Consider the following 24,102-nt stretch of genomic DNA (forward strand, 5'->3'; position numbering starts at 1 on the left):
ATCGACTGAGCGTCTCGACAAAGCGGGCGCCTGCCGCCCGGAAACCTGAGGACCGAAGATCCTGCGCGCGTTGTCTGCTCAGGCAGGCTACAGCGCAGCGCGTCTACGCATTCAACTTTTCCTGCGTCTCCCTCGGACCAATCCTGCATCCATCTCGCTGTTTGCTATGCGGCCGCTGTTCGGCCTCTTTACTTGGCCTCGCCTGCCGTCGCGCTGTGGAAAATGCTCGGCAGCCCGCGGGAAACGCCGGTGTCCACCGTGACCGTCGCGCTCATGCCGGTGCGCAGCGCCGTCTTGGCGTCGGCATCGGTCAATTCCAGGCGGACCGGAATGCGCTGCGTGACCTTGACCCAGTTGCCGGTCGCGTTCTGCGCGGGCAGCAGCGAGAACTCGGCCCCGGTGCCGGCGCCGATCGCCTTGACGGTGGCTTCGAACGTCTTGCCCGGATAGGTATCGACCATGATTTCGGCCTTCTGGCCTGGCTTCATGTTGGTGAGCTGGGTTTCCTTGAAATTGGCGTCGACCCAGGTATCGCCGGTCTCGACCAGCGAAAACAGCGGCGTGCCCGAGCCGACATACTGGCCGACCTTGAACGAAGCGGCCTGGCTGATGATGCCGTCGGCAGGCGCTTTGACTGTTGTCTGGACCAGATCGTAGGCCGCCTTGTTGCGTGCGGCGAGCGCCGCCATCACTGTCGGATGCTTGTCGGTCTCGATGTCGGGATTGCCGCCAAGTGCCGCCTTGGCGCTGACGATCCCTTGCTGGGCCACGGCCAGCTGCTGCTTGGCCTTGTCGAGGTCGTTCTTGGCCTCGTCCAGCGACGACTTGGCGTTGATGCCCTTGCGGGCAAGGTCGGCGGCGCGGTCATACTGCGACTGCGCGTACTGGACCTGGCTTTCGTCGGACTTCTCTTGCGCCAGCGCCTGGCTGTAGGCCGCACGCAGCTGCTCGACATTGAGCCGCGCGCCGGCCACCGCCGCATCGGCCTGGGCCAATGCGATCCGGTAGGGCTCGGGATCGATGGCGAACAACACGTCGCCCTGCTTGACAGACTGGTTGTCGAAAATATCGACCTGAACGATGCGGCCCGCCGTATCGGCGGCTATCGACACCTTGGCCTGCTGCAGATTGGCGTTCTCGGTCTCCTGATAGCGGCCGCCGGTCACCCAGACATAGCTGCCGCCGGCGATCAACGCAGCGGGCAGCACAAACATCAAAAGGAAGCGGCCGGCACGACGCTTCTTCTTCGGCGCCACTGGCGCCGGAGCTACCTGCGGAGCGACCGTTACCGGAGCTGCCGCCGGCTTCGCGGGAGCTTCCATCTCCAGCTTGGCCGCATTCTTATCTACTTTGGCTACCGCGTTCATGCTGCTGCGCCTTCCGTATTCTTCACTTTTTCCGAGGGCGGCGTGTCACCATCTGCAAGATTCTGCACCATTGCCTCCAGCGCCTTGACCAGGACGCGGCGATCTTCCGGCGAAACGCCAACGAGCGATTCCTCATAAACCTCGCCGGCAAGGCTCTTGACGTGGGCGTAGGCCGCGTTCGCCTTGGCGGTCGGGAAAATCATGCGCACCCGCCTGTCGGTTGCGTCCGGACGGCGCTCGATCCAGCCGCCCTCCTCCATGCGATCGACAAGACGCGAGACGCTGATCGGCTCGATTTCGAGAAGCTCGGCAAGCCGCGCCTGCGCGACACCCGCCTCCTTGGCGACGCGGACCAGAAGCCGCCATTGCGCCGAAGAAAGGCCAAAACCGCTGGCGCGCGCCTCGAAGCGCTTGCGCATCAGGCGCTGCACGTCGTGGATCAAAAAGCCCAATCTGTCGATGCCATCGGAAACCATGAGCGACATATATAATAAGCGTGCTCATAATTCAAGGAGCCGGATTATGCCAGAAGCCGGTAAGTGTGCATGGCAGTCAGTGCAGGGCGATCGTGGTTAGCAATTTATCACCCCGGGCGCTTGTGACGAGTATGCAGAAGATCGGCGTTCAGATGCTCAGACTATCGATCTCATCCAGGCGGAAAAGGCTTCGATATGCGCTTGTCGGGGGTGATTGGCTACGCAGGCAAGGTAAAAGCCATAGCCTGGCAGAGAGAGATCATGTGCCTTGACCAGCCTGCCAGCCTCAAGTTCGCCACTGACGACCACATCGCTGCAGATAGCGATGCCTTGGCCTGCCGCGACCGCGTCGATCGCGTGCAGCTCTTCGCGGAAACTTAAGTCCCATGCCTGGTTGGCATTGGGGATGCTGGGATCGATCGAGCGTGCGATCGCCAGCCATCGCTGCCAAGTCGGCGCTTCCGGGTCGCGGTTCGTCCAATTGAAATGGATGAGCGGGTATTGCAGCAGATCGGCGGCGCGCTCGATCTGTCGGTCGCCTCCTGCGAACAGCTCCGGGCTGCATACCGGAAAGAATGCGTCCCGAAAAATTTCCTGCGCGGGAACATCCCGCGGCATCCTGCGCGCATAGCGGATCGCGACGTCGGCGTCACCGGCTCGCAGGTCCAGAACGGCGTCTGTCCCGATGATCTCCAGTGGAATGTTCGGATGCTGTTCGCGCCACTTCGACAGGCGCGGAACCAGCCATCGGCTGGCAAATGCATTTGGGCTCGTCACGCGCAACGGGCGTTGGCCAACACCGGCCGAGGCTGATGCTATTGCCGCAGCGAAAGCGTCGAAGCCGCTGCAAATTACCGGGAATAGCCGTTCGCCCACGCCTGTGAGCTCGAGCGGTCGTGGGCGCCGCCGGAACAGCAGTTGCCCACAGACCTCCTCCAGCAATCGAATCTGGTGGCTGATGGCCGTTGGCGTCACTCCGAGTTCCGTCGCGGCCTTCCTGAAGCTCATCAGCCTGGCAGCGGCTTCGAAGGCGCGAAGCGACCCGAGCGGCGGAAGTTTTCTCATCCAGGCAGTTTAGATGAATTTAGCTCATCCAGCGACTGAGATATTCGATTTTGCAGCGAATAGCGCCGCATGAGATCATTATGATCCGACACATGTTCGGTGAAGCGGCCTGTCCAACCGTACCGGATCACGAAGGGTATCCCTCGATGAGCATGTTCAAGCTTATAGACGGTTCCGAGCCGACGTTGCAGGCGCCAGATATCGCCCGGCTCAGGCAGGCGATTCGCGGCGATCTGATCTTTCCGGACGACCCTGGCTATGACCAGGCGCGCAGAGTTTGGAATGGCATGGTCGATAAGAGGCCGGCGGCTGTCTTCTATTGCGCCGAATCCAGCGATGTCGTCACGGCCGTCAACTTCGCCCGATCGCAAGGCTTCCTCGTCGCCGTCCGCGGCGGTGGCCATAACGTCGCCGGCAGTTCGGTATGCGACGGCGGCGTGGTGATCGATGTGTCACGCATGAAGCGGATCGAAGTCGACCCGATCCGCCGTGTTGCGCGCGCAGAAGCCGGCTTGAACCTGGGCGAGTTCGATGCAGCCACACAGGTCCATGGTCTTGCGACGACCATGGGTGTCAACGCGGATACCGGCATAGCCGGACTGACACTCGGCGGCGGGTTCGGCAAGCTTGGCCGCAAACATGGACTGAGCTGCGACAACCTTGTCGCTGTCGAAATCGTGACGGCGGACGGCCGGTTGCTCACGGCAAACGCGGCCGAAAATTCAGATTTGTTCTGGGGCATTCGGGGCGGCGGCGGCAATTTCGGAATAGTCACGACTTTCGAATACAAGCTCCATCCCGTGGGTCCGCTCCTCATCGCGGGATCGATGCTATACCGGTACGAAGAGGCACGCGAAGCGATGCGGTTCTACCGTGCGTTCTCGAGCGGCGCCCCGGATGAGCTGAGCCTGGACGCAGCACTTGTGACGGCGCCCTCGGGCGAGCGCTTCTTCAGCATATCGGCGTGCTACATCGGCCCGCTCGACGAAGGCCAGCAAATCATTCAACCTCTGAGAGAGTATGGCGCGCCGGTTGAGCGCCGGATTGCTCCTGTCCCCTATCTTCAAATCCAATCGGCCGGGGACAGCCTCTTTCCGCGCGGGCGGCGCTACTACTGGAAGGCGCAGTTCATGCGCGAAATCACAGATCAGGCGATCGATACCATGCTTGCGGCTTACATGACTGCACCGAGCGAATCGCTTCTGGTCCTGCAGCAGGTTGGCGGCGCCATCTCGCGAGTACCGGCGGACGGAACGCCCTACGCCAACCGAGATGCACTTTACGATTGCTTCCCGATATCGATCTGGGACAATCCGTCTGACGACGAAACGCACATCCGATGGGCGCGTGACCTGTGGGATGCAATGAGACCGTTCTCGACCGGCGGCGTCTATGCCAATAATCTCGGCGAAGAGGGCACTGATCGGGTTCTGGCAGCTTACGGCGAGAATTATCCGAGGTTGGCCGCACTAAAAAACAAGTATGATCCTACCAATTTCTTTCGCTTGAACCAAAACATTAAGCCTACGACCTGAGCGACCGCCGCGGGCCGATGCCCGAAATTCTGCAGCGCTGCTACAACTCCAAATTCCAGTTCTGGCCGACCAGATCCTTACCGAAGGAATGGTGGCGCTCCTCGTTGGTCAATTTAAAGCCCGCAGCCTCATAGATGTGGCGGGCGCCGGCGAGCACGTCGTTGGTCCACAGCGTCAGTGTCCTGTAGCCCGTGGCGCGGCAGAAGCCGACACATTCCTCGACCAGCCGCTTGCCGATGCCGAGGCCGCGCGCCGAAGGCTCGACATAGAGCAGGCGCAACTTCGCCACCTCGCCCGACTCGCGCACGACGAAGACCGAGCCGACGACCTCTCCTTCCCGCTCGGCGATCCAGCTGCGTTCCCATTTCGGATCGAAGGATTTGACGAAGGCGCCGAGGATTTCGGCGACCAGCGCTTCATAGGTTTCGTCCCAGCCATATTCCTGCGCGTAGAGCAGGCCCTGGCGATGGATGATCCAGCCGATGTCGCCGACTTGCAGAGGCCGCAGTATATAGGGAATTTTGGGCTCGGCGCTTCCGCCCAGCAGACGCTGCACAGTCTGCATGGCCTTGACCAGCCTGTCCTGTTCGGCAACCGAAAGCCGTTCGAGCAAAGCCGCGACCTGGTCGTGCGAGCCCTGGTTCAGCGGTGCGAAGGCCTGCCGCCCGGCCTTGGTCAGCGCGATCGACGAGCGCCGCGCATCCGCCTCGATCGTGGCACGCTCGACCAGATCACGCTCCTCGAATTTCTTCAGCAGCCGGCTGAGATAACCGGGATCGAGGCCGAGATCGCGCCCAAGGTCCGTGGCGGTCAGGCCATCGCGATGCGCCAGTTCATAGAGCACCCGCGCCTCGGTCAGCGAGAAGGTGCTTTTCAGCAGCCCTTCGTCGAGCAGCCCGATCTGGCGGGTATAGAAGCGGTTGAAGGCTCGCACCGCGTCGATCCGCTCCTTGCCTGGGTGATGATGAATGGTCATGGCATCCTCCTGCCGGTAAGATCAGCCATTTAGTTGACTTGGTCAAGTATCTGTTTGAAGCATCCGTTTGAAGCAATTGTTCTGATGATGCTCACCGGGCGCCTTGACTCGCGCGAGTTGCCAGACTATTTCAGCGCCACGTTAGCACTCCCCCAAGATGAGTGCTAACCATGTCCGGCGCCGCCGGACGGAGGAACTGTTCTCACCATTCTCATCGAGGAATAAAAAATGGCAAAGTCGAAGTTCCGCCCGCTTCATGACCGCGTGGTCGTTCGTCGGGTCGAATCCGAATCCAAGACCGCGGGCGGGATCATCATTCCCGACACGGCGAAGGAAAAGCCGCAGGAAGGCGAGATCATCGCCGTCGGTTCCGGCGCCCGTGACGAAGCCGGCAAGCTCGTCCCGCTGGACGTCAAGGCCGGCGACCGCATCCTGTTCGGCAAGTGGTCGGGCACCGAAGTCAAGCTCAATGGCGAAGACCTTCTGATCATGAAGGAAGCCGACATTATGGGCATCATCGGCTGAATATCGGCCTCACCCTCATTTAAATCTTCGGGCTCAATCCAAGCCCCTGCCAGGAGCTAAAAATGGCTGCCAAAGACGTAAAATTCTCCCGCGACGCTCGTGAGCGCATGCTGCGCGGCGTCAACATCCTCGCCGACGCGGTGAAGGTCACGCTCGGCCCCAAGGGCCGCAACGTCGTCATCGACAAGTCGTTCGGCGCACCGCGCATTACCAAGGACGGCGTCACCGTCGCCAAGGAAATCGAGCTTGAAGACAAGTTCGAGAACATGGGCGCGCAGATGGTCCGCGAAGTTGCTTCGAAGACCAACGACATCGCCGGCGACGGCACCACGACCGCGACCGTTCTGGCACAGTCGATCGTCCAGGAAGGCCACAAGGCGGTTGCCGCCGGCATGAACCCGATGGACCTCAAGCGCGGCATCGACCTCGCCGTCGCCGACGTCGTCGCGACGCTGATCAAGAACGCCAAGAAGATCAAGACCTCGGAAGAGGTTGCCCAGGTCGGCACCATCGCCGGCAATGGCGACGTTTCGGTCGGCTCGATGATCGCGGAAGCGATGCAGAAGGTCGGCAATGAGGGCGTCATCACCGTCGAGGAAGCCAAGACCGCCGAGACCGAGCTCGAAGTCGTCGAAGGCATGCAGTTCGACCGCGGTTATCTCTCGCCCTACTTCGTCACCAACGCCGAGAAGATGGTTGCGGATCTGGAAGACGCCTACATTCTTCTCCACGAGAAGAAGCTCTCCAACCTGCAGGCCATGCTGCCGATCCTCGAGGCTGTCGTGCAGACCTCGAAGCCGCTGGTCATCATTTCGGAAGACGTCGAGGGCGAGGCCCTGGCCACGCTCGTCGTCAACAAGCTGCGTGGCGGCCTGAAGATCGCCGCCGTCAAGGCGCCTGGCTTCGGTGATCGCCGCAAGGCCATGCTGGAAGACATCGCTATCCTCACCGGTGGCCAGGTCATCTCCGAAGACCTCGGCATCAAGCTCGAGAATGTCGGCCTGAACATGCTCGGCCGCGCCAAGAAGGTGTCGATCTCCAAGGAGAACACCACCATCGTCGACGGCGCCGGCAAGAAGGCCGAGATCCAAGGCCGCGTCGCCCAGATCAAGCAGCAGATCGAGGAGACCACCTCGGACTACGACAAGGAGAAGCTGCAGGAACGTCTCGCCAAGCTGGCGGGCGGCGTTGCCGTCATCCGCGTCGGCGGTGCGACCGAAGTGGAAGTCAAGGAAAAGAAGGACCGCGTCGATGACGCCCTCAACGCGACCCGTGCGGCCGTCGAAGAAGGCATCGTTCCCGGCGGCGGCGTCGCACTGCTGCGCGCTTCGCTGAGCATCAAGGCAACCGGCGCCAACTCCGACCAGACCGCCGGCATCAGCATCGTGCGTCGCGCGCTGCAGGCTCCGGCCCGTCAGATCGCGGCCAACGCCGGTGCGGAAGCATCGATCGTTGCCGGCAAGATCCTTGAGAACAAGGGCGCGACCTTCGGCTACAACGCCCAGACCGGCGAATATGGCGACATGATCGCCATGGGTATCGTCGATCCGGTCAAGGTTGTGCGCACGGCTCTGCAGGACGCGGCCTCGGTCGCCGGCCTGCTGGTCACCACCGAAGCCATGATTGCGGAGGCTCCGAAGAAGGAGTCGGCTGGCGGCGGCATGCCTGGCGGCATGGGCGGCGGCGGCATGGGCGGCATGGGCGGTATGGATTTCTAATCCAACCCATCAGCCTTCATGTACGGAAAGGGCGGCCGAGAGGTCGCCCTTTTTCGTTGATGGGACGGAGGATGAGAGGCGGTCCGATTCCAAAGCAAGCGGAAGCATACCCCTGACCGTTTCTTCGGCGTCGGCGCAGAACGTGAATTGCAGAGCTGGAGCGTCGGCCCTTCGGCAGGGCTCCGCGCTGGCCTCGATGCCGTGGAAGCGCGAAACGTCAATGCGCCGTGACTGCGATCTCTTTCGCCGGCAATGCCCCCTCAATCAGCGCCGCGACCTCATCGGCTACCGCCAGCACCGGGGCGCGGTCGCGGGTGGCGCGTGCGATCACCATCAGCCCTTCCAGCGATGATTCGACCAGCAGCGCCAGCGCGTGCGCGCGGCGCTCGGGCACCCCTGCCCTGACGAAGGCCGCCCTGAGCAGGCCTATCCATTGCTCGAAGGCCGACCGGCACAACTCAGCCAACTCCGGCATGTCGGTCGGCGAATCCAACACCACGGGCGCGATCGGGCAACCGAGCGTGAACTGGTTGTCTTCCAGCATGCGCGCGACCGATTGGTAGATGTGGTGGACCGCCACCGCCGGATCTTTTTCGGCAGCGAGCGCGGCGTCCAGCCTCTGCGTCACATCGGCGACGCTATCGCGCGTAACCTCGACGACCAGCTGATCCTTGCCGCCCGGAAAGTGGAAGTAGAGCGAGCCTCTCGGTGCGCCTGAGGCGCTCAATATGTCGTTGAGCGACGTGCCGTGGTAGCCGCGCTGCCTTAGCAGCAGCGCCGTCGTCTCGAGTATGCGGGTGCGGGTGTCGTTCGCCATGTCAACCTCTGTCGGGAATGAGCATTATAGGCCTTGCCTCGAATATGACAACCGGTCTATATAATATGTAGATCAGTCTATATATCAGCGAGGGGCGAATGCGTAGTTACCGTCTTGAAGGAACCGGCGTGACCAAGTGCCTGGTGATGCGCGACGGGACGCAGCCGACGCCGAAGCCGCACGAGATCGTCGTGCGTGTCCGCGCCACATCGCTCAACCGCCGCGATACGATGATCCTCAACGGCACCTATCCGCTGACGCCGCGCCAAGGCGTTATCCCGCTGAGCGACGGTGCTGGGGAAGTCGTTGCCGTCGGAGATGCCGTCACCCGCTTTGCCGCCGGCGACCGCATCACCGGCAGCTATTTTGCACGCTGGATTGATGGCCGCATCAATGCCGGGCTGATCGACCAGCTTGGCTGCACGCTGGACGGGATGCTGACTGAATACGCGGTGCTCGACGAGCAATGGGCGGTGTGGCTTCCCGATTATCTCGACTGGCATCAAGCGGCGACACTGACCTGTGCCGGCCTGGCCGCTTGGAATGCCGTGACGGCGGCCGAGATGCCGAAGCCCGGGCAGTGGGTTCTGGTCATCGGTTCAGGTGGCGTCGCGCTGTTTGCGCTGCAATTCGCCAAGCTGCTCGGCTGCCGGGTCGTGGCCGTCAGCTCGCGCGGCGAGAAGCTGGACCGGCTGCGGGCGCTGGGCGCCGACCTCGTCGTCTCGACGGCCGACATGCCGGAATGGGGTGCAGCTGTGCGCGAGCAAACCGGTGGCATCGACCTCGTCGTCGAGACCGGCGGCCCGCCGACCTTCGCGCAATCGATGATCGCCTGCGCGCTTTACGGGCGCATCGTGCTTCTCACCATACAGGATGCGAAAGGCGGGACGGTGCAGATCCCCGGCCCGGTCTACCAGCGCAGCCTCGCCACCATCAGCCGCCTCTTCGTCGGCAATCGCACCAACCTCGAAGCCATGCTGCGCGCCATCTCGGTGCATCGGCTTAAGCCTGTCATCGACAAGGTGTTCGCCTTCGACGAGGCCCAAGACGCCTACCGTTATTTCCAGCAAGGCGACGTCTTCGGGAAAGTGGTCGTCGACGGCGCCTGACTGGTTCGCCCCCAAAATCTGATTGACCCCCTCAAATCAAAGGAGAGACACAATGACCATTCGTGAAGCAGAGGCCCAATGGCAGGGATCGTTGAAAGAAGGTTCGGGCCGGCTGAGGCTAGGCAGCGGCGTATTCGAAGGCGCCTACTCCTTCCCGTCGCGTTTCGAGAACGGTCCCGGCACCAACCCGGAGGAATTGATCGCGGCGGCGCATGCCGGCTGCTTCTCGATGGCGCTGAGCGCCATCCTGGGCCGCGAAGGTTATACTCCCGCACGCATTCACACAATCGCGAAAGCGCATCTCGGCGCCACCGCGGCCGGACCGACGATCACCCGTATCGAGTTGGAGACGGAGGCAAGCGTGGCCGGGCTGGCTGCCGGGGATTTCGAGCGGCTGGCGCAGACGGCCAAGGAGAGCTGCCTCGTGTCGCGGGCGCTGGCCGGCGTCGCGGCGATCACGCTCAAGGCCCGCCTCGTCGAAACCGTTGCTGATCACTGAAGGGAAGGAATATCCAATGACACAGGAACTCATCATCGACATCGCCGCGGCAAAACGCTCCGCCGAAACGGCCGAGATCATGCGGCGCTACAACGACGTCTTCCAGCGCCACGACGCGTCGGCGCTCGACGATCTGGTGGCGGAAGATTGCGTGATCGAGAACACCACGCCGGCCCCGGACGGCGCCCGCCGCATCGGCAAGGGCGCCTGCGTCGAACTGTGGTCGGCGATCGCGACCGGACCCGGCATGCGCTTCGACATCGAAGAAACCTTCGTCGCCGGCGACCGGGCGACGATCCGCTGGCGCTACTGGATGGCCGACGGCAATTCGCTGCGCGGCGTCAACCTGATGCGTGTGGCGGACGGGCAGATTGTCGAGGCCATGGGCTACGTGAAGGCATAAGGCTGTCTACCGGTCCGCCAGCGCCAGTTTGGCGCCGAGCATGACAAAGGCTCCGGCGAAGGTGCGGCGCATCCAGGTCAGCACCTTTGGTCGCGACACGACATGGCTGCGGATCGACGCCGCGAAGATGCCGTAGCCGACAAAGACCACGAAGGTGAGCAGCATGAAGACGCTGCTGAGCTCCAGCATCTTCGACAGCGCATGCGATTCGGTGGTGCTGACGAATTGCGGCAGGAAGGCAAAGAAGAAGATCGACAGCTTCGGATTGAGGATGTTGATGAGGATGCCCGAAGTGATCACTTTGCCGGCCGAGCGCGGCGCGACATTTTCGTCGACGCTCAGGCCGCCCTTCTCCTTCAGCGTGTTCCAGGCCATGTAGAGCAGGTAGGCGACGCCGAGATATTTCAGCGTCTCGAAGGCGACGGCGCTGGTGTGCAGCAGAGCCGCGAGGCCGGTGATGGCGGCCGCCATATGCGGAATGATGCCGAGCGTGCAGCCGAAAGCGGCAATGATGCTGGCACGCGCACCACGCGAAAGCCCGGCGCTCAGCGTATAGAGAACGCCAGTGCCGGGCGAAGCCACGACAATCAGCGACGTCAACAGGAATTCGATGCTCACAGATGGTCTCCCGGTGCTGGCCCTGCCGCCGGCAGCGTAATCAGCGAAACGTGCGGGCACAAGCCAGCCTGAGAGCCTATCCGCATTCAGATCATGCTATTGGCGTGCAGCTTGCTATCCGCGATGGGTTGCCGAACTTCCCAGTGTTCGACGAGCTTACTTTCGTTCAGCCTGAAAATGTCGACGATGGCCAACCCCTCCTCTTCGGGTTCGCGTTTTGCGTGCATGTGCACGATGACGAAATCCCCTTCGGCAAAAATCCGCTTCACCTCTCCCCTCACGAGGGGAAATGACTGTTTGAGCTGCTGCAGATAGGCTTTGAAGCCGTCCGCACCATCCGCAATGTTCGGATTATGTTGGATGTAGCGTTCGCCAAAATGCATCGAAGCAGCTTCGATGTTGCCTTGGTTTACTGCTTTGTCGATGAAGTCCAGGACGATCGTCTTGTTGGTTTCGAGCGAATTATGACTCTTGGCTGTAACTGGATTTGATGGTTCGTCACGCATGTTTTGCTCCGTGAGGTGGCTGCTTCCGCCTGTTGTGGACAGGAGCGTCCGCAGGCCGACATTGCCAACATAATCAGCCACGCTTGTGAGATGGTCGATATGCCATTCCGCTAGATTCTTATCCAATCGTCTAATATCGTTGTCCGATTCATCATCGGAGGATGGTTCTCATGGATGCCTTGTCCGAAGTTCTTGCTTCGCTGAGATTTGGCAGCGCCATGATCGGCAGCGCGACCCTGCATCGGCCATGGGGTATTTCGGTCGATCCGACAAGGAATGCCGCCATCCACGTCATACAGAACGGCGAATGCTGGCTGCGGCTAGCCGGTGAAAAGGAGCCGATCCGCTTAAGCGAGGGAGACGTCATCCTTGTCGCGAGCGGTATCGGGCATGCCCTTTGCAATCCGGCGGATGCACCGACGGCATCGATATCCGCCGTCCTTTCCGCAAATCGGAGCGGACTGGAACCGAAAAGCGAGAGCGGCGCGACAACTCTTCTTTGTGCGAGATATTCACTCGACGGCGTCGGACCATATCCGATGGTTTCGCTGCTTCCACCGCTGATCCATTTGACCCGAAATCAGATCGACACCAGCGAGCCGCTGCGGCTTGCCCTGGAACTTCTGCAGGTCGAAGCAAAAAGCAATCTCGGCGGTCACGACATTGTCGCCCCACGTCTTCTCGACAGCACGTTGATCTTCTTATTGCGTGCCTGGATAGAACATCAGCCTCTCGGAACAGGCGGATGGTTTGGCGCCTTACGCGATAAAGGCATTGCGCAGGCTTTGCGCCTGATCCACGAGCGGCCGGATGGTCCCTGGACTATCGCTTCCCTTGCCAGCGGCGCGGCACAGTCCCGGGCCACCTTCGCGCGTCGCTTCGCTCAACTCGTGGGACAGCCGCCGCTGTCCTATGTGACTCGCTGGCGGATGAACCTTGCCGCCAAGGCTCTGCGGGAAACGAACCAGAACATTGGCGAGATCGGGCGCGCCGTCGGATATGAGTCGGTGCCGTCGTTCTCGCAGGCATTCAAACGGTTGACCGGACGATCGCCCGGCCTCTACCGCAGCGACTTTCGCTCATCTGACTGACGAATTTCAAAAGTGAGACGCCAGCCCGAGGGCGTCATTACAGCGTCGGCAGTCCGTGAGCCAGGCGCGCCATCAGGCAGTCGTCATCGCCCGGCATGCAGGCGCGGCAGACGTCGGGACGGATCTCGTAGATGCCGCAGGCGGTCGACTTGCCGACCTCGCCGCACAGTGCCGAACAGCGCGCGCCGTCGCAGCGCATGCCGGCTTCATCGGCAGCCACGTATTTTTGCGGGATAAGGTCGAGTTGCGCGTCATCCTCGGTTGAAAAGCGCGGCCATCTTGACGAGTAGGCGCAGCAGGCGCCACAGGTCTGGCAATCGAAGGCAACCGGATCGGCGCCCTCTTGTGGCGACAAAAAATCCTCTGCGACCGCCAGGGCAAGCAGCCTTGGCGCAGATTTCCGGCCGGCATTTTGCTGCAAGGGTGCTATTTCTTCTTCGGCTTGCGCGGCGGTGCTTCGGCCGGCGACCTGAACAGATCGGTACCCGCTTCGGCGGCTTCACCGGTTTTTGGTGCGGCGGCCGGCTTGGCCGGCTTCACGGCGGCAGCAGGCGCGGCTGGCTGGCCCTTGGCGGAAAACTTGATTGCCATATCAATCCTCGTCAGAGAAACGCGATGATGGCGCATTCGGATTGCGAAGGCGGCCGATGAGCGCCGAAACGGCCGTGATGTTCATTTCTTCGGGCGACCAGTTCCTGGCTTCCTCGATGTGCCGGGGCGCCAGCTCGCGATGCGTGCTGCCGCTGTAGGCGGCGTCCTGATAGGTCACGCGCTCGTGCGTCTTGGCGTTTTCCCGGACGTATTCGATCAGATAATTGGGGCATTCGGCACGGCCGCGCACGCCGAGCCGCACCTGGGCATCGCCGTGGACACGCCGGCAGCGCTCGAGCTTTTCGAGCACGCGCCGGACATATTCGACCGGCTTGTCGAGTTCACCCACGACATCGGCGATGGTCGAATCGGCGGCGATCGCCTTTTGAGGCACGCGTTTGGTGGCCATCAGCGTTTGCCCGCGCGTTTCGGCGAGGCCGCGAGCGCTGCCGCCATGTCGTCGGCTTCCTTTTCCAGGCGCAGTTCGCGCAGCCGCGCGGTCTTGGCTTCGCGCGCCTGGCTGACGGCATCCCGTTCGGAATTGATGCGGTCGAGCGACATCGACTGGGTCCGCGTCTTGCTAAAAATGGATTCGGCCTGGTCGCGGGGTCTTTTTGAAGTTGCGGTCAAGGTCTTTCTCCCGGTTCGGAGCGCGCCGCCGAAAAGTGGCGAGACTGGTCTTTCGGCCAGGATCCCGCACAAAGCAATACGGCAGCCGGTTTCAAATTGCTGGAACGTCCTCAGAGACCGTTTGGAAATTCTACTCTGACGGCCGTCTGATGGCCGTCAGAGCGAATTTCGAAACAGCCTCTTAGCACGTCCGGGCCGTCGAGCAGCGCTCTTTCGGCGGTCGAAGCGCAAAAATGAAAAAGGCCAGGCACCGCCTGACCTTCCATGAGAGCGCATGCGCATCCCGAGAGACGCGCAAAGAAACGTTCTTCTCATGCGCATGAACGGGGACTTAACCTCCCGCGATCATGTGCTGGAATTTGCCATTCACCGGTGCCAGTACATCCGTGGTCACCGGTGAGGCTGAATTCCGTTTTAGGCCGCCTTCAACTGGTCGGCGGACATCTTGCCCGACTTGTTGTCGCGGACCATCTCGTAGCCAAGCTTCTGGCCCTCGACGATGTCGCGCATTCCGGCGCGCTCGACGGCTGAGATGTGGACAAAAACGTCGGCAGAACCGTCGTCAGGCTGAATAAAACCAAAACCCTTGGTGGCGTTGAACCATTTAACTGTGCCTGTGCTCATAACGAACCCTTTCCATGGCAAATATTCGTTCGCCGTCATGCGGATGCACAACAACGTTTGTCTCGATTTTGATGGGGAAGTTCGTCAAAGGCGCGCCTCGGCACGCGGATAACAAAAGTCGGTCAAACAAACATCGACAAAATTCTTGTAGACTTCTTTGCGCGCTGTGTCAATTTTTTGATTTGCAACACTCGTGGAGATGCGCGGCGGCGGCAAATACGACAGCGAAAACCGGGCTATTGCCCGCCGAAAAAAAAACTTAGCCGGGAACCATTTTGGCGCCGGAGCATTTTTTCGGTGTCGAACGCCGTTCTCGAAAGAGCGATCTTGAGAAAAGGCGGACGATCACCAGGACGCCCCCCGCGCAGATAAAAGGCACGAGGGGCGTTCCTGTGTGATGCGACCATTCGCGCCGCCGCCCCTGCTCCTCACACCATGCCGCGACTGAGCCCGCCATCCACCGGCAAAGCCACGCCGGTAATATAGGCGGCGGCGTCGCTGGCCAGGAATGCTGCAACCGCACCGAATTCGGCGGGAGTGCCGTAGCGCTTTGCCGGGATATCGGCCTGACTCTCGGCGGCGATCACGGCAGCGTCGACACCCCTGTCGGCGGCGTCCATGGCGTCGAACTGTTTGGTCCGGTCCGTCGCAAAACGGCCAGGCAGCAACAGGTTGACGGTAACGCCGTCCGCCGCCACTTCGCCGGCCAGCGTCTTGGCCCACCCGGCGAGCGACGCACGCAGCGCATTCGAGGCGGTAAGGCCGGGGATCGGCTCGCGGACGGAAGTCGAGGAAACGGCGATGATGCGTCCCCAGCGCCGCGCCCGCATGCCTGGCAGGAAAGAAATGGCAACGCGCATCTGGCTCAGCACCATGCTGGTGAACTGCTTCTCCCAGACGCTCGCATCGAAGACGCTGGCCGCGAAGGGCGGCGGGCCGCCGCCATTGAGCAGGACGATGTCGATCCGCTGATGCTCGTCCTCGACGGCATGGATCAGCCGGGAGACGCTGTCGTGGTCGGAGAGGTCGGCGCTGAAGGTCGAGCAGATGTGGCCGGCGGCCTCGATCGCGCGCCGCGCCACATCCAGGGTCGCCTCCCCTCGTCCGACCAGGATGATCTCGGCGCCTTTCGCCGCGAGCGCTTCGGCAACGCCGAAACCGAGGCCCTTGCCTCCGCCGAGAACAAGCGCCCTCCGCCCCTCAAGATTTGCATCCATCAAGCCAAGCCTCCTGCTGGTTTCACTGGCTATTTCGAGCGACTTCCCTAGCGGACATGCACGATAGCGTCGGCTTCGACCGGAACATTGGCCGGCAAGCCGGCCATGCCGAGCGAGCAGCGGGCGTGCTCGCCACGCTCGCCGAAAACATGGAGCAGAAATTCGGATGCTCCGTTGCCGACCTCCGAATAGGCCGAAAAGCCGGCCGTCGCATTCACATAGACGGTCAGCTTGGCGAATTTCACGACACGGTCAAGATTGCCGTCCAGTTCCTTGTCCAGCCAATAGACGATGTTGGCCGCGCAGAGCCGGGCGGCGTTCTGCGCAGCAGCCAGATCGATCTCTCTGCCGACCTGGCCGATCGCGGCGATCTCCTGCGCGATCTCGGGAATCTGACCGGAGACATAGACGATGTCGGCGACCCGAACCGTCGGCGAGAACGGCAAAGCAGGCCGCTCGAGCGACGGCCAGGCGACACCGAACTCCTCAAATCTTCTTCTGTAGGACAAGGTGGCTGCTCCTGTTTTCGTTCGTGCGAGCGGACCTTGAATTCAGATCGGGCTTTCGGATAGCCTGATAGTGCTGACACAGCTATCAGGAATTCTTATGACTGGAGATATCGACGTCAGGCTGCTGCGTGCCTTCGTCACCGTGGCCGATACGGGAACGGTGAGCCGGGCGGCCGATCGACTTGCCCGCACCCAGGCGGCGGTGAGCATGCAGCTTCAGCGCCTCGAGGGTGAAGTCGGCGCCGAGCTGCTGCGCCGTTCGCCGCGCGGCGTGACGCTGACCGAGGCCGGCGAGATCCTGCTCGCCTTCGCCCGCAAGGCCATCGCGATCGGCGACGATGCCAGGCGCGAGATAGAAGGCCGCAGGCTGGTCGGCCGTGTCCGGCTGGGCATCATCGAGGATTTGGCGGTGACACGGCTGCCGCTGATCATTGCCGACTTCCGCCGCCGGCATCCTTCCGTGGAGATCGAGCTGACATCGGCCAGCAGCGCCGATCTCAGCAAGTCGCTGGGCGAAGGAAAATGCGACATCGTCATGGCCGATCCGGCGCGCTTCACAAAGGCGCCGCGAGGTCATCTGTCACGACAGCTGGTCTGGGCGGCAAGCCGCATGATCGAGATCGATGACGAGGTCGAGCTTCCGCTGGTCATCTTCGAAGGCGCCTGCTCCTGGCAGGACAGAATGCTGGCCTCGCTCGCCGAGGCCGGGCTCGGCTGGAAGATCGGCTGCCGCGTGTCGACTTTCGCGACGCTGATCTCGGCGCTGAGGGCCGGGCTTGGCATCGGCCTTCTGCTGCAGGAAGGACTGCCGCCCGACTGCCAAAGCCTCAACGGACGCTTCAACCTGCCGCCGGCGCCGATGGCGGATTTCGGCGTCTACCTTGCGAGGGACCCGTCCCGGCTGGTCGAGGAGTGTGGCGATTTCCTGCGGGCGGGATTCGAAGTCTAACGAAACGATCCGACGTCATTCACCGTTCCTGGTCGGTCGGGCGGATGACGATCTCGTTGACGTTGACGTGCGCCGGCTGGCTCACGGCGTAGAGAATGGCCGCGGCGATGTCCTCGGCGGCCAGCGCCTCCATGGCGGCGAGCCGCTGGTCGAGCCCAGTCTTCGCCGCCGGATTGGTGATATGGTCGCCGAGCTCGGTGCGCACCAGGCCGGGTTCGATGACGGTGACGCGAACCTTGTCGGAGTAGACTTCGCGGCGCAGCGATTCGGAAAAGCCGACGACGCCGAACTTGGTTGCGGCATAGCCGCTGGCGCCGGGATTGGCGACGCGGCCGGCGACCGACGAGACATTGACGATGTGACCCTTGGCGGCCCTGAGATGCGGCAGCGCCGCTTTGGTGACACCCATCAGCGCCAGCAGGTTGAGCTCGACCATGCGGCGCCAGTCATCGAGCACCGCCTCGGCGGCCGGCGACAGAAGCATCACCCCGGCATTGTTGACGAGGATGTCGAGGCGGCCCCATTCGGCGACAACCTTGTCGACCATGGCGGTGACATCGTCGTTGCTGGTGACGTCGGCCGCGATACGGAGTGCCGTGCCGCCGGCCTTTTCGATACGCGCGGCCAGCGCTTCGAGGCGATCGGCGCGGCGGGCGGCAATCGCCACCTTTGCCCCGGCGGCCGCCAGCGCCACAGCGGTTGCCTCGCCGATGCCCGACGAGGCGCCGGTGACAAGCGCGACCTTGCCGGCCAGTGCGGAAGAAACAGCTGTCATTGTGAAGTCTCCAAAGCCCCTGCCCGATCTTCAGATAGGCCGCGGGCCGCGAAGTGGAAGACCAGCTCGCCGGTTGCTCGGCTCATTCGTCGGGGCCGGGCTCCGGCCATGGCTCCTTCGCCGCCTCCGCATACCAGTGGCGCATCGCCGGCATCGAAAGCACGGCATCGACATAGGCGCGGGTGTCGGGCGCCAGCGTGCCGCCATAGGTGTCGAAGCGGGTGACGACCGGCGCGTACATGGCGTCGGCCGCGGTGAAATGGCCAAACAGGAACGGCCCGCCTTTGCCGTATTTTTCCCGGCATTGCCGCCACAGATCCTCGATGCGCGCCCGTTGCGCCTCACCTTCGGCGTCGAGCGGCTTGTGGCCTTTTGGCCGGCGCAAATTCATCGGCCAGCCATAGCGGACCTCGCGAAAGCCGGAATGCATCTCTGTCGCCGCCGAGCGGGCGTGCGCGCGAGCGCCGATATCGGCCGGCCAGAGCTTCTTGTCGGGAAACAGGTCGGCAAGATATTCAAGGATGGCAAGGGTTTCCCAGACGATCCGGATCTCGCCATTCGGCAGCCGATGGTTCAGCACCGGCACCTGGCCGGTCGGCGATATCCTGGCCAGATTGGCGGCGGTCTCGGGCGTGCGCAGGCGCACAAAACCTTCCTCGAACGGGATCTGCAGATGCTTCATCGCCAGCCATGGCCTCAGCGACCAGGACGAGAAACATTTGTTGCCGATGAAGAGCGTGAATTCAGCCATTGTCCCTCCGGCCCTGTCTGCCCGGGCTTCTCGCGCACCCTATCCTGTCGGCTTCGCGGCCGGAAGCCGGCCCAACTCGACCAGCCGAACCCGGAACCTAAGCGATCCGCGACCGTTTCTTCAGGCGAACGGTTCAGGAGATGCGAGATGGTGAACAAGGATCAGGTTGTCGGCGTTGCCAAGCAAGCCAAGGGCTCGGTCAAGCAGACCGCCGGCAAGGCCACCGGCAACAGGCGCACGGAGGCCGAAGGCGACGTCGACAAGGCCACCGGCAAGATGCAGAAGGCTTACGGCGACGTGAAGGACAAGGTAAAGAAGGCGCTTTGACGCTGGCCCTTTGCAAACCAGGAACAAGGCGGCTCGGCCGCCTTTTTTGCGTCCTCTCTTACACGTCAGAAAGTCAGGCTTTTGCTGTACGCATTGGTGAAGGTGACCTCGCCATGATTTCCGGCGGCTTCGCCCAGCACCACGTCGATGCTGTTGCCGGTCACCCGCGCCAACGCAAAGCCGCCCATGAAGGCAGCCTTCGGCTTGAACAAATCGAGCCCGTCACGGTGGTAGATCATCGGCGTCGCGTGCTGGTGGCCATGGAAGATGCCGACGACGTTGTAACCCTTCAGCACAGCCAGCAGCGCCTGCCTGTCGGCTTCGCTCCACCAGTGCGGTGGACCCGTGCCGTTGTCGTCAAAGGTTCTTTCGGCGGCGTCCCATTTTTCAATCGAAAAAGTATCCCAACCATAATGCTGGAACAGGATGACAGGGCGGCCGTCGCCGGCATAAGTCGCCAGGTCCTGCGTCAGCCATGGCAGGCTGCTGACGGCGCCATGGCCGGTATCGCCAGCAAAACGGTGCGTCTGGACCAGATGCAGGCCGCCCCAATCCCATGAATAGCAGTCGGTCTCGACGTCGTAGTCGGTCGCCGGCGCAGGCGGCTTGAAGAACACGCCGGGGCGGTGGTTGACCTCGACGTAATCGCGCATTTCGCGGCGGTACCAGTCGACATGCGAGCGCGGGCCGTTCTGGTCGAGGTCGTGGTTGCCGAGGCCGACATAGACCGGCATGTGCACGCGGTCGGGGCCGACGCCTTGCTGGTAGCGCTGGCTGAACTGAAGCAGCTGCGTGCCCTCGCTGGGCTGGGTGAGCTGGCCGCCGCCATCATCGGTGATGTCGCCGCCAACGACGAGGCCGAGCGGCGCGCCGATTTTGCCCGTCGAGCGCAGGCCGGTGGCAACGCCATCGATTTCAGCCGGCCATTGCCTGTCACCGACGCCGTTGAGTGCGGCGACATTGCGCAGCAAGGCAGCGTCGGTCTTGCCCTCCTGCTCGCAGTGCGGACTCAATCCGTTCGCCATGCGGCAGGCATGGACATCGGCGATAAACAAGAAGGTGGCGTCGATCGGCGGGATGCGCTGCCCGGTCTGGCCGAAGGCCGGGCGCGTAACGGCGCCGGCAGCGGCAACGGCCGCTGCCTTCATCAGGAAGCTGCGCCGGGAAACCGGGCGGGCGGGAACGCGATGCATCATGCGCTAAAATTCAGCACGACGCGGACCGGCAGTCCAGTTGCTCGCAAAGTATGTCGACACGTTCTCCCAGGTCTGGCATTGCTTTCGGCATTCAACTTGCGCGGGCAGAGGAAGACGCCATGAAAACTGCATCCATCGGCATGACAATGGCCATTCTGGCGGTGACGAGCGCAGCGCATGGCGCCGAGTGCATCGACGCCAAATCGGCCAAGGCAGGCTTCATTCTCGAAAGGCCCGGCATCCACAGCGAATTTCGTGCGGCGGCGGGCGGAATGGTTGCCGTGGCCAACAAATACCAGTCGCAATCGCCGCAGTCGCAGTACCTGTTCGGCGGGCTGATCGAAGTGTTTCGCGACAGCAGCACGGGGCAGCTGGCGATGATCCCGTTTTCCGATCTCAGGAAGGTGTTCCCGCTGAAGGCGGGGGCTAAGAGCAAGATCGTATTTGCCCGTCTCGCACCGAACAAGCCGCCGAAGGGCACCGAGACGCTGGAGATCAACGTCAAGGGCAAGGAGACGTTCAGCCTGGGTGATTGCAAATATTCCGTGCTCGCCGTCAAGCAGACGATCAGGAGCGAGGCCGGCGAGACGCGGGACGAGTTCACCGCGCTTTACGCACCCGATCTGCAGGCAGTTGTGGCCAGGCGCTATGACGAGGGTACCAGTGCCGAAAGCGTGGTCGGCTACGAGCTGATCAAGCCGCTGCCGAATTAGGACACCGGCCTTCCCGCCTTGGTCGTGACATCAGCGACAGCGGCGACTCTGTCCTGCCGGCGTCAGAGGGCTCTGTGCAGTATCCTGCTACGTCGCCTCGTTCCTGTTTTGGACGACATAACTCCCTGCTCCAACGCCATCAGACAGTCGCGCAGCACGCTTGCATCCTGTGCGGTCTTGGCCATCGACATGGCGCCCGAATAGCTGGCGACGGCGAGCGCTGCGAAGCGCTGCGGATCGGTGCCCAGCTCCCGGCCCGCCTGCTGGTCGGCGCTGATCTTGTCCGCGATCGCCTGACGCCAGGTCGAAAAAATGCCGGCAAGGGCAATGCGGAAATCCGGATCGGCAAGCGACAGTTCATGCGCCAGATTGTTGAGCGGGCAGCCGCGCACGAAACCCTGCCGCTCCAGCTCCGCCGCGACGGCCGCGAACACGGCGCGCACGCCCTCCCGCGCCGAGCCGGCCCTCCGCACTGGCGCGATCCAGGTCTCCTCGACGGCGGCGGCGACCCGCTCTTCGATGACTGCTAGCGCCAGCGCCTTCTTGGTCGCGAAATGGTGGTGCAGCGCGCCGCCGGTGACGCCCGCCGTCGCCATCAAGTCGCCCATGCTGGAGGCGTGATAGCCGCGTGCCTGAAACGCCTCTTCGGCGACATCGAGCACCTTTTTGCGCATGCCTTCGGGGTCATTGGTGCGTTTTTTAGCCCGCGCCTTTGGGCGGGCTGTGGTCTCTGCTGACATTTCCACACGATAGCAGATTGACAAAACAGGACAACCGGTCTGTTTTATAAAACAGGATGACTGTCCTGTTTTTGAGATCGAGCGATGAACCTGCCTTTGAATGCCGCGCCTAAATCCGATCTGCTCGCCTCGCCCGTCGTCGAACTTCGGCAATACACGCTGAAACCTGGCCGACGCGAGACGCTGATCGGCATCTTCGACAATCATTTGATCGAGGGCCAGGAAACCGCGGGGATGACCATCATCGGCCAGTTCCGCGACCTCGACCGGCCAGATATGTTCGTCTGGTTGCGCGGCTTCGACGGCATGATCGCGCGGAAGCATGCGCTGGCCGCCTTCTATGACGGGCCGGTATGGGCGGCCTGGCGCAACGCCGCCAACGCCACGATGATCGATTCCGACGACGTGCTGCTGCTGAAACCGGCTTGGCCGGGCGCCGGCTTCGACCTCTCGGGATCGCAACGAGTACCCCAGACGGATCTCGAAGAACCAAGCACAAGCAGTGCTTTACAGGCAATTGTTGTCATCAGGATTCATCATTTGCGACCGGGCCTCGAAGCCGGCTTCGCCAGGGATTTCCAGACCGAGGCTCTTCCGGTTCTTGCCGCACTTGGCGGACAACCGCTCGCCGCCTTCGTCACCGAGCATGCCGAAAACAGCTTTCCGCGGCTGCCGGTGCGGGCCAGCGAAAACGTCTTCATCAGCGTCACGGGTTTCGACAGCGCCGAGGCGCATACCCGCCACGAGGCGGCCTTGGCCGCCTCCCCAGACTGGCAGGCGCTTCAGCAGACCGTACAACGGGAATTCGCCAGGCCCGCGGAGGTTTTGCGTCTGTTACCGACGGCGCGATCGCTGCTCGGGCAGCACCCAATTTCGGTATGAACCAACATCGTCGACGCCTCCTACGTCGCCGGAGCCTCCTGGTTCATGCCTGAAAGTGTCTGGCATGGATCGCCTGGTAACGCGCCGTCCATGCGGTTGCCTGCTCCAGGTCAAGGCAAACGCGCAGCAGACGGTGATCCTCGTTCTTGCGGCCGATGAGCTGGATGCCAATCGGCAGGCCGCCTTTCGACTGGAACAGCGGCAGGCTGGCGGCCGGTTGGCCGGTGACGTTGAAGATTTCCGTGAAAGGCGCAAAGCCGTAAGCCCGGCTCGCCCAAGCCTCGTAATCAAAGAGAGCACCATCGCCATGGATGGCGCCAAGCCGGGGCGGCAGGCCGGCCGTGGTCGGCGTCATGATCAGGTCGAACGCATCGAACGCCCTCGCCATCGCCAGCGAAGCGCTGTGCACATGGTCCTGCGCCCTGAGATAGTCGGCGGCCGAGGACCGTCGAAAACAGTCGAGCGCGTGACGACTGAGGCTTTCGATTTCGCCGGCCCCCGGCATCCGCCCGATCTCGTCGGCGCGCTCGTCAACCAGCCGCGCGACCTCCGACATCCAGAAGATGCTCCAGTCCGTTTCGGCGCTGCCTTCCCGCGGGAAACGCGCCTGTGTGACCTCGTGCCCCATATCCTCGAGGAGGACCATGGCTTGACGTAATTTTTCCTCGATCTCGGGCGCGACCGGCGCGCCATCCGGCCGGTGCGCCAGGCACGCGACGCGCAGATGCTCGCCGGGCGAAGACAGCCAGTCCAGGTAGGACGGCACCGATTTTGACACGGAGTAAGGCGCTCCTTGTTCTGGACCGGCAGTTATGTCCAGCATGGCGGCGCTGTCGCGAACGGTGCGGGACAGGACGTTGTCGGCGTAGAGCCCGGCGCCGACCTGACCTCGACAGGGGCCGACAGGCGTGAGTCCGCGCGACGGCTTCATGCCGAACACGCCGCAACAGGCAGCCGGCACCCGGATCGAGCCGCCGATATCGGAACCGTGGGCGACCGCCACCATGCCGCTTGCCACCGCGGCAGCAGCTCCACCGCTTGAGCCGCCCGCCGTCAGCGAAAGATCCCAAGGGTTCAAGGTGGGGCCGCGAAAGCTGGGTTCGGTGACGAAGTCATTGGCGAATTCAGGCGTGTTTGTCTTGCCCAGCAAGATCAGACCGGCGGCCCGCCAGCGCCGGACGATCTCGCTGTCGGGTTTCGGCGCGGCATCCTTGAAGTAGAGCGACGAGTGCGTCGTCGGCCACTCCCGCACATTCACGCCGGTGTCCTTGACCAGGAAAGGAATGCCGGCGAGTGCGGCGTGCCGGTTGCAGCTTGCCGCCGCGGAAAGCGCCCGGTCCGCATCGATCAGTGTCACGGCATTGATGGCGGGATTGATGCTTTGGATTGCTTCGATAGCCGCCTCGACGACCTCGACAACGGACAGTTCGCCCGAACGAACGTGCCCGGCCAGGGCGACGGCATCCAACGCCACATATTCGGAAAGGTTCATG

Annotated in this window: 30 protein-coding genes; 11 read left to right on the plus strand and 19 right to left on the minus strand. The window is 62.6% G+C overall.

All coding sequences use genetic code 11. The features are described from left to right. Window positions 1–188: 188 nt before the first annotated feature. The 3 genes from NKH71_RS22080 to NKH71_RS22090 form a co-directional block, all read right to left on the minus strand. The gene (locus NKH71_RS22080) at window positions 189–1,367 is read right to left on the minus strand and encodes an HlyD family secretion protein (RefSeq protein WP_352791612.1); all 1,179 of its coding nucleotides are present in this window, start codon (window positions 1,365–1,367) and stop codon (window positions 189–191) included. Further along, window positions 1,364–1,843, minus strand: a complete 480-nt coding sequence (locus NKH71_RS22085; protein WP_352715241.1) for a MarR family winged helix-turn-helix transcriptional regulator — start codon at window positions 1,841–1,843, stop codon at window positions 1,364–1,366. The genes NKH71_RS22080 and NKH71_RS22085 overlap by 4 nt, the downstream gene beginning before the upstream one ends. A 156-nt stretch (window positions 1,844–1,999) precedes the next feature. Beyond that, window positions 2,000–2,908, minus strand: a complete 909-nt coding sequence (locus NKH71_RS22090; protein ID WP_352791614.1) for a LysR substrate-binding domain-containing protein — start codon at window positions 2,906–2,908, stop codon at window positions 2,000–2,002. A gap of 146 nt (window positions 2,909–3,054) precedes the next feature. On the opposite strand from NKH71_RS22090, the gene NKH71_RS22095 reads away from it, so the two are divergent. Then, entirely contained in the window at window positions 3,055–4,443 is a 1,389-nt protein-coding gene (locus NKH71_RS22095) for an FAD-binding oxidoreductase (protein WP_352791615.1), read from the plus strand. A 40-nt stretch (window positions 4,444–4,483) separates the two neighbouring features. Here NKH71_RS22095 and NKH71_RS22100 read toward each other — a convergent pair whose 3' ends face one another. After that, complete coding sequence (locus NKH71_RS22100) at window positions 4,484–5,419, minus strand: bifunctional helix-turn-helix transcriptional regulator/GNAT family N-acetyltransferase (RefSeq protein WP_352791617.1); 936 nt, start codon at window positions 5,417–5,419, stop codon at window positions 4,484–4,486. A 228-nt stretch (window positions 5,420–5,647) separates the two neighbouring features. Here NKH71_RS22100 and groES point away from each other — a divergent pair, with 228 nt between their 5' ends. Beyond that, window positions 5,648–5,944, plus strand: a complete 297-nt coding sequence (gene groES, locus NKH71_RS22105; protein WP_006333965.1) for a co-chaperone GroES — start codon at window positions 5,648–5,650, stop codon at window positions 5,942–5,944. Between the two features lie 62 nt (window positions 5,945–6,006). Continuing rightward, complete coding sequence (gene groL, locus NKH71_RS22110; protein ID WP_352481739.1) at window positions 6,007–7,662, plus strand: chaperonin GroEL; 1,656 nt, start codon at window positions 6,007–6,009, stop codon at window positions 7,660–7,662. A gap of 217 nt (window positions 7,663–7,879) precedes the next feature. Here the strand turns inward: groL and NKH71_RS22115 are convergent, their stop codons facing one another. Continuing rightward, the gene (locus tag NKH71_RS22115) at window positions 7,880–8,479 is read right to left on the minus strand and encodes a TetR/AcrR family transcriptional regulator (RefSeq protein ID WP_352495553.1); all 600 of its coding nucleotides are present in this window, start codon (window positions 8,477–8,479) and stop codon (window positions 7,880–7,882) included. Between the two features lie 128 nt (window positions 8,480–8,607). Here NKH71_RS22115 and NKH71_RS22120 point away from each other — a divergent pair, with 128 nt between their 5' ends. From NKH71_RS22120 to NKH71_RS22130, 3 genes are read left to right on the plus strand one after another with little or no spacing between them, the layout of a single operon-like run. Continuing rightward, on the plus strand, window positions 8,608–9,588 hold the full coding sequence (locus NKH71_RS22120) for a zinc-dependent alcohol dehydrogenase family protein (RefSeq protein ID WP_352895334.1): 981 nt from the start codon (window positions 8,608–8,610) through the stop codon (window positions 9,586–9,588). A gap of 52 nt (window positions 9,589–9,640) precedes the next feature. Continuing rightward, entirely contained in the window at window positions 9,641–10,087 is a 447-nt protein-coding gene (locus tag NKH71_RS22125; protein ID WP_023722760.1) for an OsmC family protein, read from the plus strand. A 16-nt stretch (window positions 10,088–10,103) separates the two neighbouring features. Further along, on the plus strand, window positions 10,104–10,490 hold the full coding sequence (locus tag NKH71_RS22130; protein ID WP_352495556.1) for a nuclear transport factor 2 family protein: 387 nt from the start codon (window positions 10,104–10,106) through the stop codon (window positions 10,488–10,490). 6 nt (window positions 10,491–10,496) lie between these two features. On the opposite strand, the gene NKH71_RS22135 is transcribed toward NKH71_RS22130, so the two are convergent. Both NKH71_RS22135 and NKH71_RS22140 read right to left on the minus strand, forming a co-directional pair. Beyond that, window positions 10,497–11,108, minus strand: coding sequence for a LysE family translocator (locus NKH71_RS22135; RefSeq protein ID WP_023722756.1), 612 nt, complete (start codon window positions 11,106–11,108; stop codon window positions 10,497–10,499). Between the two features lie 86 nt (window positions 11,109–11,194). Continuing rightward, entirely contained in the window at window positions 11,195–11,740 is a 546-nt protein-coding gene (locus NKH71_RS22140) for a nuclear transport factor 2 family protein (protein ID WP_023722755.1), read from the minus strand. A gap of 44 nt (window positions 11,741–11,784) precedes the next feature. Between NKH71_RS22140 and NKH71_RS22145 the strand changes: the two genes are divergently transcribed. Then, window positions 11,785–12,705: an AraC family transcriptional regulator gene (locus NKH71_RS22145; RefSeq protein ID WP_031195262.1), complete on the plus strand. Its 921-nt coding sequence runs from the start codon at window positions 11,785–11,787 to the stop codon at window positions 12,703–12,705. 37 nt (window positions 12,706–12,742) lie between these two features. Here NKH71_RS22145 and NKH71_RS22150 read toward each other — a convergent pair whose 3' ends face one another. The 7 genes from NKH71_RS22150 to NKH71_RS22180 form a co-directional block, all read right to left on the minus strand. Next, entirely contained in the window at window positions 12,743–13,060 is a 318-nt protein-coding gene (locus NKH71_RS22150; RefSeq protein WP_036245865.1) for a YkgJ family cysteine cluster protein, read from the minus strand. A 71-nt stretch (window positions 13,061–13,131) separates the two neighbouring features. Then, a complete protein-coding gene (locus tag NKH71_RS22155) occupies window positions 13,132–13,296 on the minus strand; it encodes a hypothetical protein (protein WP_023722752.1) in 165 nt (54 codons plus the stop codon). Between the two features lies 1 nt (window position 13,297). Beyond that, entirely contained in the window at window positions 13,298–13,705 is a 408-nt protein-coding gene (locus NKH71_RS22160) for a hypothetical protein (RefSeq protein ID WP_023722751.1), read from the minus strand. Continuing rightward, entirely contained in the window at window positions 13,705–13,926 is a 222-nt protein-coding gene (locus NKH71_RS22165; protein ID WP_031195260.1) for a hypothetical protein, read from the minus strand. The genes NKH71_RS22160 and NKH71_RS22165 overlap by 1 nt, the downstream gene beginning before the upstream one ends. 414 nt (window positions 13,927–14,340) lie before the next feature. Continuing rightward, window positions 14,341–14,550 carry a cold-shock protein gene (locus tag NKH71_RS22170; protein ID WP_010915421.1) on the minus strand — a complete coding sequence of 70 codons (210 nt, stop codon included), beginning with the start codon at window positions 14,548–14,550 and terminating at the stop codon, window positions 14,341–14,343. A gap of 428 nt (window positions 14,551–14,978) precedes the next feature. Next, a complete protein-coding gene (locus tag NKH71_RS22175) occupies window positions 14,979–15,767 on the minus strand; it encodes an SDR family oxidoreductase (protein WP_023722748.1) in 789 nt (262 codons plus the stop codon). Between the two features lie 47 nt (window positions 15,768–15,814). Continuing rightward, window positions 15,815–16,276 carry a RidA family protein gene (locus NKH71_RS22180; protein ID WP_031195259.1) on the minus strand — a complete coding sequence of 154 codons (462 nt, stop codon included), beginning with the start codon at window positions 16,274–16,276 and terminating at the stop codon, window positions 15,815–15,817. A gap of 97 nt (window positions 16,277–16,373) precedes the next feature. On the opposite strand from NKH71_RS22180, the gene NKH71_RS22185 reads away from it, so the two are divergent. Next, a complete protein-coding gene (locus NKH71_RS22185) occupies window positions 16,374–17,225 on the plus strand; it encodes a LysR family transcriptional regulator (RefSeq protein ID WP_352481751.1) in 852 nt (283 codons plus the stop codon). A 19-nt stretch (window positions 17,226–17,244) separates the two neighbouring features. On the opposite strand, the gene NKH71_RS22190 is transcribed toward NKH71_RS22185, so the two are convergent. Then, window positions 17,245–18,000: an SDR family NAD(P)-dependent oxidoreductase gene (locus NKH71_RS22190; RefSeq protein ID WP_023722745.1), complete on the minus strand. Its 756-nt coding sequence runs from the start codon at window positions 17,998–18,000 to the stop codon at window positions 17,245–17,247. 82 nt (window positions 18,001–18,082) lie between these two features. After that, window positions 18,083–18,751, minus strand: coding sequence for a glutathione S-transferase family protein (locus NKH71_RS22195; RefSeq protein WP_352791301.1), 669 nt, complete (start codon window positions 18,749–18,751; stop codon window positions 18,083–18,085). Window positions 18,752–18,898: 147 nt separating this feature from the next. Between NKH71_RS22195 and NKH71_RS22200 the strand changes: the two genes are divergently transcribed. Then, window positions 18,899–19,078 carry a CsbD family protein gene (locus tag NKH71_RS22200; protein ID WP_352791299.1) on the plus strand — a complete coding sequence of 60 codons (180 nt, stop codon included), beginning with the start codon at window positions 18,899–18,901 and terminating at the stop codon, window positions 19,076–19,078. A 65-nt stretch (window positions 19,079–19,143) separates the two neighbouring features. Here the strand turns inward: NKH71_RS22200 and NKH71_RS22205 are convergent, their stop codons facing one another. Next, entirely contained in the window at window positions 19,144–20,274 is a 1,131-nt protein-coding gene (locus NKH71_RS22205) for a metallophosphoesterase (protein WP_352791297.1), read from the minus strand. 119 nt (window positions 20,275–20,393) lie between these two features. Between NKH71_RS22205 and NKH71_RS22210 the strand changes: the two genes are divergently transcribed. Next, complete coding sequence (locus NKH71_RS22210) at window positions 20,394–20,987, plus strand: hypothetical protein (RefSeq protein WP_352791295.1); 594 nt, start codon at window positions 20,394–20,396, stop codon at window positions 20,985–20,987. Between the two features lie 62 nt (window positions 20,988–21,049). On the opposite strand, the gene NKH71_RS22215 is transcribed toward NKH71_RS22210, so the two are convergent. After that, on the minus strand, window positions 21,050–21,661 hold the full coding sequence (locus NKH71_RS22215; RefSeq protein WP_352791293.1) for an LmrA/YxaF family transcription factor: 612 nt from the start codon (window positions 21,659–21,661) through the stop codon (window positions 21,050–21,052). 150 nt (window positions 21,662–21,811) lie between these two features. Here NKH71_RS22215 and NKH71_RS22220 point away from each other — a divergent pair, with 150 nt between their 5' ends. Next, window positions 21,812–22,609 (plus strand): NIPSNAP family protein, encoded by a 798-nt coding sequence (locus NKH71_RS22220; RefSeq protein WP_023722738.1) that lies wholly within the window; start codon window positions 21,812–21,814, stop codon window positions 22,607–22,609. Window positions 22,610–22,652: 43 nt separating this feature from the next. Here NKH71_RS22220 and NKH71_RS22225 read toward each other — a convergent pair whose 3' ends face one another. After that, a complete protein-coding gene (locus NKH71_RS22225) occupies window positions 22,653–24,101 on the minus strand; it encodes an amidase (protein WP_023722737.1) in 1,449 nt (482 codons plus the stop codon). Window position 24,102 lies beyond the last annotated feature (1 nt).

Origin of the sequence: Mesorhizobium sp. M0983, from assembly GCF_040318975.1 — a bacterium.
In the GTDB taxonomy this organism is placed as follows: domain Bacteria; phylum Pseudomonadota; class Alphaproteobacteria; order Rhizobiales; family Rhizobiaceae; genus Mesorhizobium.

What these genes read in the sequence shown, in the direction of transcription:
- NKH71_RS22080 (WP_352791612.1), bottom strand. Translation starts at nt 1,367, where the DNA reads ATGAACGCGGTAGCCAAAGTAGATAAGAATGCGGCCAAGCTGGAGATG.
- NKH71_RS22170 (WP_010915421.1), bottom strand. Translation starts at nt 14,550, where the DNA reads ATGAGCACAGGCACAGTTAAATGGTTCAACGCCACCAAGGGTTTTGGT.
- NKH71_RS22190 (WP_023722745.1), bottom strand. Translation starts at nt 18,000, where the DNA reads ATGACAGCTGTTTCTTCCGCACTGGCCGGCAAGGTCGCGCTTGTCACC.
- NKH71_RS22100 (WP_352791617.1), bottom strand. Translation starts at nt 5,419, where the DNA reads ATGACCATTCATCATCACCCAGGCAAGGAGCGGATCGACGCGGTGCGA.
- NKH71_RS22145 (WP_031195262.1), top strand. Translation starts at nt 11,785, where the DNA reads ATGGATGCCTTGTCCGAAGTTCTTGCTTCGCTGAGATTTGGCAGCGCC.
- groES (WP_006333965.1), top strand. Translation starts at nt 5,648, where the DNA reads ATGGCAAAGTCGAAGTTCCGCCCGCTTCATGACCGCGTGGTCGTTCGT.
- NKH71_RS22175 (WP_023722748.1), bottom strand. Translation starts at nt 15,767, where the DNA reads ATGGATGCAAATCTTGAGGGGCGGAGGGCGCTTGTTCTCGGCGGAGGC.
- NKH71_RS22130 (WP_352495556.1), top strand. Translation starts at nt 10,104, where the DNA reads ATGACACAGGAACTCATCATCGACATCGCCGCGGCAAAACGCTCCGCC.
- NKH71_RS22115 (WP_352495553.1), bottom strand. Translation starts at nt 8,479, where the DNA reads ATGGCGAACGACACCCGCACCCGCATACTCGAGACGACGGCGCTGCTG.
- NKH71_RS22220 (WP_023722738.1), top strand. Translation starts at nt 21,812, where the DNA reads ATGAACCTGCCTTTGAATGCCGCGCCTAAATCCGATCTGCTCGCCTCG.
- groL (WP_352481739.1), top strand. Translation starts at nt 6,007, where the DNA reads ATGGCTGCCAAAGACGTAAAATTCTCCCGCGACGCTCGTGAGCGCATG.
- NKH71_RS22085 (WP_352715241.1), bottom strand. Translation starts at nt 1,843, where the DNA reads ATGGTTTCCGATGGCATCGACAGATTGGGCTTTTTGATCCACGACGTG.
- NKH71_RS22225 (WP_023722737.1), bottom strand. Translation starts at nt 24,101, where the DNA reads ATGAACCTTTCCGAATATGTGGCGTTGGATGCCGTCGCCCTGGCCGGG.
- NKH71_RS22090 (WP_352791614.1), bottom strand. Translation starts at nt 2,908, where the DNA reads ATGAGAAAACTTCCGCCGCTCGGGTCGCTTCGCGCCTTCGAAGCCGCT.
- NKH71_RS22160 (WP_023722751.1), bottom strand. Translation starts at nt 13,705, where the DNA reads ATGGCCACCAAACGCGTGCCTCAAAAGGCGATCGCCGCCGATTCGACC.
- NKH71_RS22215 (WP_352791293.1), bottom strand. Translation starts at nt 21,661, where the DNA reads ATGCGCAAAAAGGTGCTCGATGTCGCCGAAGAGGCGTTTCAGGCACGC.
- NKH71_RS22125 (WP_023722760.1), top strand. Translation starts at nt 9,641, where the DNA reads ATGACCATTCGTGAAGCAGAGGCCCAATGGCAGGGATCGTTGAAAGAA.
- NKH71_RS22155 (WP_023722752.1), bottom strand. Translation starts at nt 13,296, where the DNA reads ATGGCAATCAAGTTTTCCGCCAAGGGCCAGCCAGCCGCGCCTGCTGCC.
- NKH71_RS22200 (WP_352791299.1), top strand. Translation starts at nt 18,899, where the DNA reads ATGGTGAACAAGGATCAGGTTGTCGGCGTTGCCAAGCAAGCCAAGGGC.
- NKH71_RS22095 (WP_352791615.1), top strand. Translation starts at nt 3,055, where the DNA reads ATGAGCATGTTCAAGCTTATAGACGGTTCCGAGCCGACGTTGCAGGCG.
- NKH71_RS22195 (WP_352791301.1), bottom strand. Translation starts at nt 18,751, where the DNA reads ATGGCTGAATTCACGCTCTTCATCGGCAACAAATGTTTCTCGTCCTGG.
- NKH71_RS22210 (WP_352791295.1), top strand. Translation starts at nt 20,394, where the DNA reads ATGAAAACTGCATCCATCGGCATGACAATGGCCATTCTGGCGGTGACG.
- NKH71_RS22185 (WP_352481751.1), top strand. Translation starts at nt 16,374, where the DNA reads ATGACTGGAGATATCGACGTCAGGCTGCTGCGTGCCTTCGTCACCGTG.
- NKH71_RS22205 (WP_352791297.1), bottom strand. Translation starts at nt 20,274, where the DNA reads ATGATGCATCGCGTTCCCGCCCGCCCGGTTTCCCGGCGCAGCTTCCTG.